15 protein-coding genes are annotated in these 14,704 nt (G+C 53.3%); 6 read left to right on the forward strand and 9 right to left on the reverse strand.

Annotated features, from left to right (window positions below):
* Position 1: 1 nt before the first annotated feature.
* Genes DSM110093_RS19045 through DSM110093_RS19065 form a run of 5 tightly spaced genes read right to left on the reverse strand, consistent with a single transcriptional unit; the run spans position 2 to position 3,963 of the window.
* Complete coding sequence (locus tag DSM110093_RS19045; RefSeq protein ID WP_243267789.1) at positions 2–595, reverse strand: isochorismatase family cysteine hydrolase; 594 nt, start codon at positions 593–595, stop codon at positions 2–4.
* Complete coding sequence (locus DSM110093_RS19050) at positions 592–1,578, reverse strand: branched-chain amino acid ABC transporter permease (RefSeq protein ID WP_243263465.1); 987 nt, start codon at positions 1,576–1,578, stop codon at positions 592–594. The genes DSM110093_RS19045 and DSM110093_RS19050 overlap by 4 nt, the downstream gene beginning before the upstream one ends.
* Positions 1,575–2,468 (reverse strand): branched-chain amino acid ABC transporter permease, encoded by an 894-nt coding sequence (locus DSM110093_RS19055; protein ID WP_243263464.1) that lies wholly within the window; start codon positions 2,466–2,468, stop codon positions 1,575–1,577. The genes DSM110093_RS19050 and DSM110093_RS19055 overlap by 4 nt, the downstream gene beginning before the upstream one ends.
* Positions 2,468–3,190 (reverse strand): ABC transporter ATP-binding protein, encoded by a 723-nt coding sequence (locus DSM110093_RS19060; protein ID WP_243263462.1) that lies wholly within the window; start codon positions 3,188–3,190, stop codon positions 2,468–2,470. The genes DSM110093_RS19055 and DSM110093_RS19060 overlap by 1 nt, the downstream gene beginning before the upstream one ends.
* Positions 3,190–3,963, reverse strand: coding sequence for an ABC transporter ATP-binding protein (locus tag DSM110093_RS19065; RefSeq protein WP_243267790.1), 774 nt, complete (start codon positions 3,961–3,963; stop codon positions 3,190–3,192). Before DSM110093_RS19065 ends, DSM110093_RS19060 begins: the two co-directional genes overlap by 1 nt.
* A gap of 119 nt (positions 3,964–4,082) precedes the next feature.
* On the opposite strand from DSM110093_RS19065, the gene DSM110093_RS19070 reads away from it, so the two are divergent.
* The 4 genes from DSM110093_RS19070 (at position 4,083) to DSM110093_RS19085 (ending at position 8,324) form a co-directional block, all read left to right on the forward strand.
* Entirely contained in the window at positions 4,083–4,892 is an 810-nt protein-coding gene (locus DSM110093_RS19070) for an N-formylglutamate amidohydrolase (protein ID WP_243267791.1), read from the forward strand.
* Entirely contained in the window at positions 4,889–5,509 is a 621-nt protein-coding gene (locus DSM110093_RS19075) for an isochorismatase family cysteine hydrolase (protein WP_243267792.1), read from the forward strand. The genes DSM110093_RS19070 and DSM110093_RS19075 overlap by 4 nt, the downstream gene beginning before the upstream one ends.
* A 999-nt stretch (positions 5,510–6,508) precedes the next feature.
* On the forward strand, positions 6,509–7,099 hold the full coding sequence (locus DSM110093_RS19080; protein WP_243267793.1) for a helix-turn-helix domain-containing protein: 591 nt from the start codon (positions 6,509–6,511) through the stop codon (positions 7,097–7,099).
* On the forward strand, positions 7,092–8,324 hold the full coding sequence (locus DSM110093_RS19085; RefSeq protein ID WP_243268002.1) for a HipA domain-containing protein: 1,233 nt from the start codon (positions 7,092–7,094) through the stop codon (positions 8,322–8,324). The genes DSM110093_RS19080 and DSM110093_RS19085 overlap by 8 nt, the downstream gene beginning before the upstream one ends.
* Before the next feature lie 111 nt (positions 8,325–8,435).
* On the opposite strand, the gene DSM110093_RS19090 is transcribed toward DSM110093_RS19085, so the two are convergent.
* Positions 8,436–9,581 (reverse strand): ABC transporter substrate-binding protein, encoded by a 1,146-nt coding sequence (locus DSM110093_RS19090; RefSeq protein ID WP_243267794.1) that lies wholly within the window; start codon positions 9,579–9,581, stop codon positions 8,436–8,438.
* A 224-nt stretch (positions 9,582–9,805) separates the two neighbouring features.
* Here DSM110093_RS19090 and DSM110093_RS19095 point away from each other — a divergent pair, with 224 nt between their 5' ends.
* Positions 9,806–10,744, forward strand: a complete 939-nt coding sequence (locus DSM110093_RS19095) for a MurR/RpiR family transcriptional regulator (RefSeq protein ID WP_243267795.1) — start codon at positions 9,806–9,808, stop codon at positions 10,742–10,744.
* 10 nt (positions 10,745–10,754) lie between these two features.
* The gene (locus DSM110093_RS19100) at positions 10,755–12,077 is read left to right on the forward strand and encodes a glutamine synthetase family protein (protein ID WP_243267796.1); all 1,323 of its coding nucleotides are present in this window, start codon (positions 10,755–10,757) and stop codon (positions 12,075–12,077) included.
* Positions 12,078–12,199: 122 nt separating this feature from the next.
* Here the strand turns inward: DSM110093_RS19100 and DSM110093_RS19105 are convergent, their stop codons facing one another.
* The 3 genes from DSM110093_RS19105 to DSM110093_RS19115 form a co-directional block, all read right to left on the reverse strand.
* Positions 12,200–12,466: a Txe/YoeB family addiction module toxin gene (locus DSM110093_RS19105; protein ID WP_243267797.1), complete on the reverse strand. Its 267-nt coding sequence runs from the start codon at positions 12,464–12,466 to the stop codon at positions 12,200–12,202.
* Positions 12,463–12,714 carry a type II toxin-antitoxin system prevent-host-death family antitoxin gene (locus DSM110093_RS19110; protein ID WP_243267798.1) on the reverse strand — a complete coding sequence of 84 codons (252 nt, stop codon included), beginning with the start codon at positions 12,712–12,714 and terminating at the stop codon, positions 12,463–12,465. The genes DSM110093_RS19105 and DSM110093_RS19110 overlap by 4 nt, the downstream gene beginning before the upstream one ends.
* Before the next feature lie 221 nt (positions 12,715–12,935).
* Complete coding sequence (locus DSM110093_RS19115; RefSeq protein WP_243263448.1) at positions 12,936–14,285, reverse strand: Fic family protein; 1,350 nt, start codon at positions 14,283–14,285, stop codon at positions 12,936–12,938.
* Positions 14,286–14,704 lie beyond the last annotated feature (419 nt).

Here is a 14,704-nt window from a genome sequence, read left to right on the forward strand (position 1 = left end):
GTTAAAACACAAACGCTGAGCGGACCGTTTGGCTAGATGCGACCTCACCAGAGAGTGAAATTCGCTGCAAGGCAGATGCATGTCGTTCTTTAGTATCCGTAGCACAAGCGTCTTCAATACATATCATACGATACCCCAGAGCCGCCCCGACTTTCATTGTTTGCTCAACACATTGGTCTGTCAGAAAGCCCGTACATAGGATGGTCGATATACCCATATTACGCATGACGTAGTCAAAATTGGTCGAATGAAAGAGGCAAGCCGAGGACTTCTTCCACACGATATCGTCACTTTGAGGAGAAAAGCGGGACGAAACCTGCCCACCTTGAGAACCTTTAGGAATGTTGAAACCAGAAAGCTTGTAATCAAGACTGCGGTCACGACCATCCCGAGTAAGGTTTTCCATGACCGTGTAACACACCTCAACGCCGCTATCGCGCGCGGTTGGCAAGAGCTTTGACAAGCTTGGCCACACAACATGGGCGATGCGGTCATAAAAAGACGGACGCGGCGGGTGATTGATCGGATCAAGAACGTAGTCTTGCACATCAATCAACAGCAGCGCGGTTTTTTCGGCTTCAAGAAGCATCGTCATGACGTCCGCACAAATGGTTCTTTCAAACCAAAGAGACCCTTGGGCCGCACCAATAGGAAAGCAATCAGCGCCACGGCCACGATCACCTGTGTCACGCCGTAAACCCCAGTCGCTTCCTCTACCTGACGCAAAGATTCACTGCCGAAGGTGATCAAGACGGCAGCAAAAATCGCCCCGATGATCGACCCTTGCCCACCGACCACGATGATCGCAATGAGATTGAAAGCCAATATCAGACCGAAGGACTTCGGTGACATGACAGAAACGACATGCGGCAAAAGAGCCCCACAGAAACCAGCAATGCCTGCTCCTAAGACAAAGGCCATTACTTTTATCCGAATGGCTTTGATGCCAAAGCAACGAGCAGCCATTTCGTTTTCCCGTACAGCGAGCATCGCTCGCCCTATTGAAGCGTGTTTAATCCGCCAGCACAGCACGATCACCAAAACGGTAAAAAAACCGATCAATGCAAGCGTCGCCTCCCGCGGAATGCCCGTGATGCCGCGACCACCACGGGTGAAACCATCCAGATTGAGAGCGAAGGTCTGAACAACGATGATCAAGCCCAGCGTGGCCACCGCAAGATAATGGGTTTGAAGATGTACAACGAGACGTCCAATGATCCACCCCATCAACGCAGCAACCAAGCCTCCAACCAGAGCTGCTACGGGGAGGGATAAATGGATCTGGGCGACAGCTTCGGGCAAAGCGGGCATCGCAAACCCTTTGCGGCCCACTGGGTAGGTAAACAGGATCGCGACATAGGCCCCAATGGTCATAAAAGCAGGGTGACCAAGACTAAACATACCAGTAAAGCCGTTCGTCATCGTTAAGCTAACCGCTAACATCACCTGAATGAGCATAAGGGCTGTAAACGTCTGGAAGTAGCCATTGCCAGAAGCATCAACAGCCAGAACCAGGATGGCCATAGCCACAACGAGCACGAAGAAAGCCTGCCAAGGTGTGATTTGCAGCTGTCTCATGCCCGTTCCTGCTCTGCTTCACCAAACAACCCTTGAGGGCGGACCAAAAGGATCAGGATGAGGAGCCCAAAAACGAAGGCATCGCGATACCCTGAATACTCAGGTGGCAGAAACCCCACAAAGGCAATTTCAGAAAAGCCGAGGATATAGCCGCCAACGATTGCACCAGGCAAGGACCCGACACCCCCGATAATCGTGGCCAAAAAGGCCTTCAAACCCGGCAGGAACCCCATCAAGGGATTGATCTGGCCATATTTTCCGCTCCAGAAAAGACCTGCTAGGGCGGCCAAGGCTCCGCCGAGCCCAAAAACAAGAAAGACCAAACGGCCGATTGAGATCCCCATAAGCTGTGCGGCAAAGGGGTTTTCCGCCACCGCACGGATCGCAATTCCCACTCTGGTCTTGCGGATAAATGTTGTAAGTCCAAGCGCACATAACAGAGTGACCGCCGGAATAACGAGATCAATCAATGCGACATCTGCGCCTCCAAGCGGAAGGCGCATACGAAATACCTCAGGAAAGTTGAAGTTACGCGGTTGCGAGCCCAGAAAAATCAGTGCCAGGTTCTGGATCGCGACAGAGGCAGAAAGCGTGACAATAAACCCGGTGATCATAGGTGCGCCACTGATGGAGCGGAAAGCTATTCTCTCGATAAGCCCGCCAGCTGCAAAGCCTCCCGCGAGGACGAGAAGCGGGATTGCGGCCCATGGCACGACATCACTTGCCACTAAGCCGAAGGTCATAAAGGCACCGATCATGAGTAGGTCGCCATGGGCAAAGTTGACCAAACGGATTACACCATAAATCAGTGAGAAGCCGATCGCCACAAGTGCATAAAGACTGCCTAGACTCAGACCGTTCACGACCTGCTGGATCAGATAGTCGGACATCAGCCCACCCCCAAATATGCTTCAAAAACAGCTGGATCATTGAGCAGCTCATCGCCGCTGCCCTCGAGTACGATACGCCCGTTTTCCAGAACAAAAGCCCGATCTGCCAGCTCAAGTGCGAGCATTGCGTTTTGCTCGACAATCAGCATCGTCACGCCTTGCTCGCGGTTCAACTCCTCAAGAAAGTCGAATATCTCTTCAGTGATCTGAGGCGCCAGGCCCAAGGATGGTTCATCCAGCAAAAGCAATTTGGGCTCGGCGACAAGCGCACGGCCAATGGCCAGCATCATTTGCTCGCCCCCAGAAAGGTTGCCCGCCGGCATTGCACGCCGTTCCCCCAAAATAGGAAACCGTTCATAAATATCAGTAATTGCTCGCGCCACGCGCGCCTTATCGTTCGATAAGAAAGCACCGAGCTGCAGGTTCTCTTCAATGCTCAGACGCCCAAAAATTTGACGCCCTTCGGGGGCGTGAACAATACCTGCGCGCACTAAGTCGACCGGACTGGTTGCTCCAACGTCATAACTGCCGTCTGAGGTTTGAAGCCTTGCTTGACCGCTAGAAATGGGCAAAAGCCCCGATAACGTCATCAAAGTTGTCGTCTTGCCTGCTCCATTGGCCCCAATGAGCGTCGCGATCTCGCCAGCTTCGACAGCAAAATTGATCCCCTGCAAAACCTTAGTGCGGCCTCGGTTAACGTGCAGCTCCTCGACACGCAGCATCACAATATCTCCTTGCGGCGACGACCCAGATAAACGGCTGCGACCTCGGGCATACGCAAAACCTCGTCCACCTTGCCAAGGGCCAGCATCTCGCCCTTGTTCACGACGATGAGTCTTTTGCACAATGCAGCAACCATGCGCACGTTATGCTCCACGAGAATAATCGTGAGGCCATCGTCATTCAAACGACGCACCAGCTGCGAAAGGCGTCCTTTTTCAGTGTCTGTCATCCCCGCCGCTGGCTCATCCAGCAGCAACAGGGTCGGCGCGCTGGCCAATGCTCGAGCGATTTCGACCCGACGCCGATCCCCATAAGATAATTCGGACGCGTTACGGCTTCCAAACTCTGTCAGCCCCGTTCGTTCCAACATTTCATCGGCGATCTCGCCAATGCGCTGTTCGGCTGCACGATGCCCAGGCAAACCAAAGACGCTGTGCATCAATGAGCGACCTGCGCGTGCATGCGCGCCCGCCATAACATTCTGACGCACCGTCATATCGTCAAATAATCGGATATTCTGGAAGGTGCGGGTCATACCCAGATTAGCGCGCACTTCAGGGCTCAGACGAGTGATGTCCTTGCCCTCAAATTCAATGCTTCCGCTACTGGCAGCCATTACGCCAGTCAGAACATTAAAGGCAGTTGTTTTGCCGGCGCCATTCGGGCCGATCAGCCCAACCAGATCACCTTTCCCTACAGTGAAACTCACGTTTGACAGCGCTTGTACGCCGCCGAACCGTTTGGAAAGTTTTCGCACATTCAGTTGCGACATGAGACCTTGCCGAAGACATTCTAGACAAATTTAAATTGATATTGTAACCGCCTTGATGTCAATATGTATTAAAAGTTTCATTTGCGAAGCGGCGAAGAAAGCCGTAGTCGGAGCCCCTAATGCCTGATTATCTAACACTCTTAAGTGCCGACGAGCCATCGCCCTTCGGACTTGAAAATGAGCTTGGCCAAAGTCCTTTTGTGATCGTGTGTGAGCACGCAAGCGCGCGCCTCCCAAAAAGCCTCGGCACACTGGGACTTGATGATGAACACTTAACCCGCCACTTCATGTGGGATATTGGGGCGTTGGACCTAGCGCACATTATCGCCCAGCGTCTTGACGCCCCTTTGGCAACCCAGCGGTATTCGCGCATGATCTGCGACTGCAACCGACATTGGGAAGCTGAGAGCTTCATCCCCACACACGGCGAGGGCATTCCTGTTCCAGCCAATGCCGATTTGACGCCTGCCGAGCGCGCGCGACGTCGGGCCGAAATCTGGCAACCCTTCCAGGATGGCGTAGCAAATATGCTGGATGCGAGGGAAGCACGAGGCCAAAGAACTCTTTTTGTGACCATTCATAGCTTCACCCCAACGTTCTTCGGAAAGCAACGGGAAGTGGAGTATGGAGTACTCTTTGACCGCGACACGACGTTATCTCCTGCTTTACTAAAAGCGCTACGTGCGCAGCATGGGGAAAAGGCATTAGCAAACGAGCCTTATGACATGAACCGAGACAGTGACTACACAGTCCCGGTTCATGGTGAAGATCGAGGCTTAGACAGCGTTGAAATTGAAGTGCGAAACGACCTTCTCTCCACTCGAGAACAGATTGAGACGCGAGCCAATGAACTGGTCTTTGCACTGCGCGAAGCTGCCGAAAACCTCGGTGTGACAACCAATCCTCCAAAAGAAGGGACTACGCTGTGAAACAGGTCGAACCAATACGCAACTGGCCGTTAACCCCATCGAAAACCGCCGTTCTTGTGGTTGATGTCCAGCTTAGTGAATATACAGACGAGGTCTTGGCCGAAGCACCCGAAATGGCCACAGCGATGCGCGACCGCATGCTGCCAGCATTAACCCGTTTGGTTGACGGCGCCCGCGCTTCAGGATGCGAAATCATTTATACCGTGATCGAAGCTCTAACAGCAGATGGGCGGGACCGTAGCCTCGATCACAAATTATCAGACATTCTGGTGCCCCGCGGCTCCCCCCTCGCCAAGACACTTCCAGAAGCGCGCCAACAAGAAGACGATATCTTGATCCCGAAGACCTCTTCCGGTGTGTTCAACTCAACCAATCTCTCCTATTTGCTGCGCAACATGGGATTGGATCGGGTCATCGTGGCAGGACTATTGACCGATCAGTGTGTCGACATGGCGGTGCGTGATGGCGCTGATCTCGGCTTTTACATGATCTGCGCCAAAGATGCCTGTGTAACGAAAACCAAAGCGCGTCACGACAAGGCACTCGCGGCCTTCGGCGGATATTGCCAGACGGAAGAGGTGGAAGATATCCTACAACAGTTACGAGCCGCCGAATAAGAACGCTTGCATCACAACTCAACAAAACCAAATTCTTGGGCCGCCAATCGCGCTCAGAAATGATGTGGTTGATTGAGACGGAGGGTGGGACGATTTCGCCATATGCCATTTTTCAGAAACAACTTCAGCAGCCTGTCACGATCAGTTCAATGAACGCCCGCAGAAAGAGTTTGCTTAGAGCCTATTCTGTTAAAAAGTCGGAAATTCGAAGGAGACGATTTTCCACCAGCACCGCATCGACTGCGACAGCCCAAAATATTTCCTTGTGAAACGCTTAGAGGCGTTCTGAGAAAAGAAGAGGGCGGTTTTGGCGAGCCAACACCGCTATCCTGTGGATCGTGTGGGTTATCAATGCTGCGTCCTTCTTCGTTGAGATTGTCGCCAGGCACGCGGCGAGTTTTGGATGCCCGCCCCAGACACAGGCATTTATATCCTGCGCTGGCCGAAGCCGGTCAGCCATTCCAAGACGGCAGGTCGTCGATCCCCATGCCTGGCCGACGCCCAGGCTCGGAGCTATCGCGCACGGGGTCCATAATTCCATATAGCGCGCTGTAGGAAAGTTTTCCAACCCAGTCAGCCCTTTGATACATTCGAACCAGACGTAGTGGGCACTCTGCTGTAGGGGCAGAAGATCCCGTCCGATTTTCCACAAGTGGGCATTCCACCCAGCACGAGCTGTCACGACGATGCTATGCCTCGCTCAACGGCAACGAAGTGTAAGAACGGAAACCGAACCGGTTAGACGAAAAGCAACGCGGATCATAAGGCAGACGTATGATTCATAGGGCCCTGCACCGAGTATGCTCTGGTCTCCGAAGTACACGGCTGTGCGCACTCCCTGATCCATCTTGGAGATGTGCCATCATGCTTTCGATCTACAAAAGCATATCACATCATTACATATATATACTTAAATAGATCATAACTTGAGAAGCCGCGCCCAATATGATACACCAACGCAGATCAAGCGCTTTGCTTGATCTGCAGGATTATATCAAGATGAGCTATGAGAGCGAAAAACTGGCGGCGACACTGAAGACCGCACGCGAGAACAAGGGGCTTAGCCAGCGCGCACTAAGCGCGCGTGCAGGTGTGCCGCAGTCGCACATCTCCAAGATCGAGAGCGGCGCGGTCAACCTCACCGTCTCAAGCCTGACCGCCATTGCCAACGCCCTCGATCTGGAACTGGCGCTTGTGCCGCGCAAGGCGGCACCCGCCGTAAGGACGCTCACCCGTAACGTAAGCGACGCGCCGAAGGCCACGCCGGAAACGCGTAAAGAGATTGCCCAGCTCGCCAAGCAGCTTGAGCACATCCAGTCGCTCAAAATCGATAGTCCCGCCTTCGAAAACCTGCAGCGGCAGTTTCGAGAGATGCGACAATTCGGGAACCTGATCCGGAACCCCGACACATTGCGCAGCATCCGTAAAGCGCTCAAAGCCGTGGAGGGCGAGGGTGGCATTGCAGCGCTGCAAGACGCGTCAAAGCAGATGAAAAGTTTCCGGAACACGCTTGCTCACGGCATAGCTAACGAGGATCGCGTGCGCTTGCCGCGTCCTGCCTATCGCCTTGATGGAGAAAACGATGAGTAGTGTCTCCGTTCTCAACGTGAACCTGTATGGCGAGCCGATCGGCACGCTCACCAATCTCGGCGGCGATCGCACCATCTTTGCCTTCACTGACGAGTATATCGAAAACCCTGACAGGCCGACCCTCAGCCTCGCTTTCAAGGATGAATTCGGGGAGCTTTATACGGACTTTAGACCCTATCAGAAGCGCGTCATGCCCTTCTTCTCAAACCTTCTGCCCGAAGGTCATCTGCGCAAATACCTGGCCGAACGGGTGGGCGTGAATCCCGAACGTGAATTCTATTTACTCTGGGCACTTGGCCATGACCTGCCCGGCGCGATCACAATAACCCCTTCCGATGGTGAAGCCTGGCCGCCGGATGCCACCGACGGTGCCGATGATCATGGCGATGATCAACGCGAAAACGCGCTGCGCTTCTCGCTGGCAGGTGTTCAACTCAAGTTTTCCGCCGTGATGGAAGCAAGCGGCGGACTGACCATCCCCGCCTCTGGCGTGGGGGGCTCTTGGATCGTAAAGCTACCCTCCCGCGAATTCTCCGGCGTCCCTGAAAATGAATACTCGATGATGAAGCTGGCCAGCCTTATCGGGATGAACGTGCCTGCCATCGATCTGGTCAGCATCAATGCGATCAAGAACTTGCCCGAAGGCATCGATAGGACCGGCAACCATGCCTTTGTGATTGAGCGCTTTGATCGGCTATCCAACGGATCGAGCGTCCATATCGAGGATTTCGCACAGGTCTATGGGCTCTATCCTGAGGACAAGTACGGCAATGGCACATTCCGGAACATCGCTCAGGTGATCGCCGCCGAAGGTAATGACACCGACATCATCGAATATATCCGGCGTCTGACCTTTAATATGCTGATCGGCAATGCAGATATGCACATGAAGAACTGGTCGTTGATCTACCCGGACAGGCGGTATGTATCGCTGGCACCCGCTTATGATTTTGTGGCGACCGTGCCCTACATTCCGGGCGATGCAACCAACATGAAGATCAGCCGCGCCAAAGTGTTCTCGGCGTTCTCATTGGATGAGCTAACGCATCTCGCGGTGAAAGCTTCCATACCGAAAAAGATGGCGATCGATGCTGCTAAAGAGACCGTTCAGCTTTTTCGGGAGCATTGGGATGCAGAAGCGCCAAATTTGCCGATGAGTGATGAAGTCAGATCAACCGTAGAGACCCACATGAAGACAGTGCCAATCTTGGAAGAGCTTTCGTAGGGCAAGTGGTTCCCCAAGGAAACTCCCTCGGGGAACGCCAATACTTCGCCCACGCACTTCGTCTTTCAAAGGCTCGCAAACCAATGGACTGCTTGCGAGTGGACGTTTAACTCAAGGCCGCCAAATCGACTCGACGTTGAACTCACCACCCATAACCGAGATGATCGAAATCGGCTTCGGTGGCACCATCGTGTCACGTGTGTACGATATGGTACCGGTCACCGCTTTAAAGTCGCGCGTTTTTTCCAATTCATCGCGGATCGCATCGGGCTCCGCCGATCCGGCACGTTCGATTGCATCAACAACAAGCATCAACGCATCATAGCCCAATGGCGCAAAAGCATTCTCGGGGTCCATGCCGTACTCATCATTATAATCCGCAATGAACTGGCCCACTTCCGGACGGTCGTCCCCACGATAGGTATGAGTTGAAAACCAAACGTCATTTGCCAGATCCGGACCGGGGGTATCCGCGACCAGATCAGTATCAAAGCCATCCCCAGAGACGATCGGAAGCTCAAGCCCTGCTTCCCGGATTTGCTTGACCGTCAAACCGGCTTCGGTCGGGATTGCGGAGACAAAAATAATGTCGGGCGCCGGATCGGTTGATTTGAGGCGCGCGATTTGTGCTGAAAAGTCAGTGTCGCCAATCATAAAGCTATCTTCAGCAACAATTTCCCCGCCGCGCTCGATGAAACGCTCCTTGAAAAACTTGCTGAGGGCCTTCGTGAAGTCCATCGATTGGTCCGTCCACACGACGGCAGTCTTCGCGTCCATCTCATCCACCGCATAATCCGCGATGGCGTAGGATTGGTCATCATCTCCAAATGGCGCCATAAACATGTAGTTTCCAACCCACTGCGGCAACTCCGGGTGCGTTGCTCCGGATGTCACAAAGGGAATGCTAGCCTCTTGAAACAAGGGCGCTGCGGCCATGACAAAGGTCGTATCAGATTGCCCAATTCCAGCAACGACCCCTTCAGATAGGACACGTTGTGCAGCTTTCGCCGTTTCCTGTTGATCAGTCCGTGTATCAGGTGCAAGCAACTCGATCTGCCGACCAAGCACGCCACCGTTCTCGTTCACTTTTTTAGCAGCCAGTTGCGCGCCCTTTAGGGAAGGGCCATCCAAGGACGACATGCCTCCGGTAGCATTATAAAGAGCTCCAATCTTGATTGGCTCGTCCTGTGCCAGGCCAGGTGCGGCTCCTAAGGCGGTCAAAGCCGCGGCTGCTGCAAATTTTTTTAAAGTTTTCATCAATCTTTACTCCCCTGAGTTTCGAATATGACACCGGACAAATAACATTTACGCGTCGTTGCTCTTCGCCACCGCTGCCGACAGGACGCAGAGACATGCCAAAAACAGCCATGCTATCCGGCATCATGTCCATCTCATGACGCTAGCGAAGGTGAGGGCCGTGCGTCAATAATTTTTGACATTTTTGTCTTGTGGGGCCTCTTATATATCATTACTTTTTTTTCATGAACAAAAAACATGCGCAGCCCCGTACTGATCAGCCCGAGTTGAGCCCGACTGGCGCCGACTCTGTTGCCGTGTCTCAGCGCATCACTGACCTTTTTGAATCTCTTGGACGTCGAGAGCAGGACGTGGCGCGCGAGATCCTGCGCCAATACCCGCTTTCTGCTCTTTGCACCGTCTCAGCTTTAGCAGAGCGCTCCAATGTGAGTACCGCGACAGTCCTGAGGTTGGTACAACGGCTCGACCTGAATGGGTACGGAGGGTTTCAGGAAGCTGTAAAATCAGACGTAGCGCGGCTTCTGGAAACACCACTACAGCGACTGTCAGCCCAAACTGCTCGCCCAGATCAAGAGGGGAGCTTGCTGAGCGATCTGTTGAACAGAACTTCCCAGCAATTGCAGAATTGCCATGATCCAGTAATGGACGCGGATTTCGAAACCGCCACCGCTCTTCTCGCTGATACGAAAAACCGCATCTATTGCGCGGGCGGACGCCATTCACGGCACATTGCCGCGCTGCTAACAGAGTACCTGGGCTTGCTCCGCCCAAATGTTCAGCTAGTGGAGGGGCCATCCGAAGGATGGCAGCGCTACCTATTGGAAATGAACAGCCGTACGGTACTTTGCGTGACCGATATTCGCCGGTATCAGCCATCCCTGCTGAGATTCAGTAATCTTGCGGCCAAACAGGGGGCGCGAGTCATCGCCATCTCCGACGCATGGGCCGACAGGCATGATTTTGGTGCCGAAGTCCTGTTTCGCATGCCTTCCGCTTCACCTTCTCCAATAGATAGCCATTGTGGGCAACTTCTACTCGCCGAGGCCCTTATCGGAGGGCTTGCAAAAAAGATCGGGCCTCCGCTTCAAGAACGTTTGGCCTTGGGCGAAACGCTGAGTTGCGTAGATACCGGCGCATATAATTCCCAATCTGAAAGCACTTAGGAGGTCCGACGTGACGCGTCTCGATACCGACTTAATAATGATCTGCGCCAGTGACGTAGCAGGGCAACTGCGCGGTAAAGCGGTTCCATGGCGCGCATGGGAGTCGCGCCAAAAAAACGGCATCGGCTGGACACCGACGAATGTTCTGCAGACCTCTTTCGGCCCGATCGCACCTTCCCCATGGGGCGCATTAGGGGATCTTACGATCCGACCGGATCCAGAAACTTTGATCGACCTCGAAATGGAAGAGGCTGGCATTGACGAAAGTTTTGCCTTGGGTGACATCTTCACATTGGATGACGAACGGTGGGACTGCTGTCTGCGCGGCCAGCTCAAGACTGCGTTGGAACGGCTAGAAGACCGGCACGGCCTACGCGTCAAAGCGGCTTTCGAGCATGAGTTTCATTATTCAGGCCTGCCGAAACAAGAAGGGCTAGGCTACACGCTACGCACGTTCCGAAGGCTCGGCACATTCCCTAATGCTGTTATGTCGGTTCTGGACGCAGCGGGGCTCGACATTGACACGTTCATGCCGGAGTACGGGCCAGGCCAATGCGAAGTTACCGTCGGCCCAAAACCTGCATTACGAGCAGCAGATGAAGCTGCAATCTTAAGAGACTTGGTGCGCGCTTGTGCCCAAGGGCAGGGTGAACGCGCAAGCTTCGCTCCGATTTTGCATCCAGATGGCGTTGGCAATGGGGTGCATGTCCATTTCAGCCTTGAAACCTTAGATGGGCAACCGGTTTGCCACGACCCCACGCAACCTAGCGAAGTTGCGCGTGCATCGGGTGCCTTTGTGGCCGGCATTCTCGAACGACTACCCGAATTCTTGGCCATCGCCGCGCCCTCTGTTCCTTCATATCTCAGGCTCCAGCCTCATCGCTGGAGTGCTGCCTTCAACAATTTTGGGAACAAAGATCGTGAATCTGCGGTACGTATTTGCCCAGTCTTTGGCACCAAAGATCCGGAGGCCATGGCTCGGAAATTCCATTTTGAGTTTAGAGCCGCAGATGCGGCTGCCAGCCCCCACCTCTTGCTCGCAGCCTTAATCAATGCCGGTCTAGACGGCTTGGACCGCGACCTGACAACGCCGACGCCCACCGAAACAGACCTTGCCAAACTTAGCCCTGAGGAACTGAAGGCAGCTGGATGCACGCGCCTAGCATCGAACCTTGATGACGCGCTAAGCGCGCTCACATCTAGCGAATGGGCTGCTAAAGCATTTGGTAAAACCCTCATTGATGTCATCGACCGACACAAACGCACAGAGATCTCTCTAATGGAGGACTTATCAGATGAGGAAGTATGTGCCCGCTATTATGAAGCGTACTGAAGCCGCAGCGACCGATTTTGCTCTGTCTGTGAATAGCGCTTGTTCTGAATTGCAACATCTACCGCTGAAGGAAAGTAGCGAGGAGGATATCAAAAACGTGTACCCCCCAAGACTCCTGCCATTCAGTAATGGAACCGCAGTTGCGCAATCTCTAAGCTTTGACCGTCGCCCCTTCCCTTGACCCGGTAGACCATTCGATCTTCCTGAGAAATTCGCCGTGACCACCAGCCGGTCAGATCCCCTTTCAAAGGTTCCGGCTTGCCGGTCCCTTTTAAAGGGGTCCGCTTGCACTGTTTGATCAGCTCGTTGATCCGCTCATGCACCTTGTCATTGGTACTGACCCAGTGTTGATAGTCTTCCCAAGCCTGTTCAGAGAAAACCAGCTTCACTCGGCCAGGTCACGCTCATTGCCAGTTCCAGCATCGAGTTGCGCGATCGATGCGCGTAAGCGGGATGCGTTGTTCGGTGTGGACAAGAGGTGCAACGTCTCGTTAACGGCGTTCCAGGTGTCCAAGGATACGACCACAACGGACTCACTTTTTTTGCGCGTCACAACAACTTCTTGCTTATCATTGATCGCACGATCCATGACGTCCTTCAGGTGAGCTCGTGCATCTGAATAGGTCATAACATCCATACCAACTCTCCTTTGCTCCCCTCTATATGTACAATATTTAGTACAAGTAAAGAAGTGGTGCGAAGACGACGGTCAATTTCACGGGAGAACCTGCAAAAGCGGAAGGTCACACCGAAGGAGATGGTCTGATAAATTTCTCATGAACTTTCCTCCGGTAAATAGGTCACGCCGAACGCGTTTATCTGCCGGAATCGCGAATGTCGGCCTGCCGGACTGAACCCTCAGGAAGCATTGAAATTACTATAGATGTCCTCAACCCGCTCGACTTCGTGATCAGTCAAAGCGGCAAATTCTTTGCCGCGTGCTCTCTCAGAGAGCTGGCCATTATTCTGCTGTAAGAAGCGGAATAAGAGATCGACGGTGCGTGCGGGCATGTCAAAGATGTCATCTATTGCTGCGCGGAACAGGTCGTATTGACGGAGGAAATCAGTCTCATAAGGCAGATCAACTTCGATCGTTTTTTGGACGCAGCTGTAGAGAAATACAGCATGCGGTGTGGCGTCAAAAAAGCGGTAAAAATCGCCCGTGTCGTTAATGACTTCGACATTGGATTTTTCAGTTGGCTTCCATTCGATGAACGGCAGCAGTCGTGTTGAATAGCTTTCGAGGACAGCGCGGTAGTCGTCGACGCGTTCAAGGATTGCAGACGAGATCGGGAACACGACACCTGGCGGATTAAACCCACGCTCGGCCAAAACATGGTGGAAGATGTATCGATGCAGACGCCCGTTTCCGTCTTCAAACGGATGAATGTAGACAAAACCAAACGCGAGCACCGCTGAGGCAATCACAGGGTCGAGATTCTGCCCATTTATGCTGTCAAACGCGACCATGCCAGCAATTAGGTCGTCCAGGTCTTCATGCTTCGCGCTTATATGATCCGGAAGAGGCAACTGGCTTTCACGATCATGCGATCCGACGAAGCCGCCTTCCTGGCGGAAACCCAATTTTATGAAACGGTCATCCCCAATGACAATCTGTTGGAGACGGAGCAGTTCTTCTTGATCAAGTGGCTGTCGGCCTGCCTCACCAATGGCGCGACCCCAACGTTGAATGCGATCTTGGGGGGGGCGTTCGCCTTCAATAGCGTAACTGGACCGAGAGTCCTTCAGCAATAAAAATGCGGCTGTACGCGCTAAAAGATCGCGGGGCACTTCGTCCAAAATCTGTTTGGCTCTGTGCGCCAGGTCCATTGCGCAGAAAGCATCAAGCTCCGGCGTGCGAAACACCAAAGGACAGAAGTCTGGTGTCCCGGGCAGATTATTCTTCACTCTATGACGTGACGAGTTTGACCCGGCCGACCCATATTGAAGACGGTCGTCCAGCACTTGTACGTAGCGTCCGCCAGTTGCGTCTTCCAGACCAATTTGCGTTTGGAGGAGCCATTCATAGAGGAACCAAACCCTCCGCGCATAGCTTCCATTAGGTTCATCACTAGCCCATGCAACGATTGGTTCACTCCCAACAGCCTCAAACAATCGTTTGAGAATAGCGAGATCAAGCCCTTCATACTTTAGGGCGAATGTCAGATGGCCACGCAGTGAAGCCTGGGGCTCATGACGTGGTGTCATGATGCGCCATTCATCCGAAATCACAATGCGATGCCGGTCTCCGATTGCAGAGAGTTGGTGTGGGATGGGGACTGCGAGGTGATAGGCGTCAATAAGCGCACTATAGCCTGCTGGAATAGCGTTCTCAGGCAATCGTCTTTGGTGAATTGTGCTCACAGGCCCTGAAAACTGAGCCTCTATCGGCTGTGTGTTGATTTGCGTTTCTCCTGTGCGAATATCGTCACTAAAGGCAAGATGTTCTGAAAAACGTTACTAACGCATGAAATATGTTACTAAAAGATTAAAATTATGAAAAGCGTTACTGCGGGCAATGCCTATGATATCATCAATATACCCACATGCGCACCCACGGCACACTGACCGAGACACCAAACGCGGCTTTGCACCCCATCCATTCTGAACTGAATGCACGCAGAAGC

It is taken from the genome of Sulfitobacter sp. DSM 110093 (assembly GCF_022788715.1).
Taxonomy (GTDB): Bacteria; Pseudomonadota; Alphaproteobacteria; order Rhodobacterales; family Rhodobacteraceae; genus Sulfitobacter.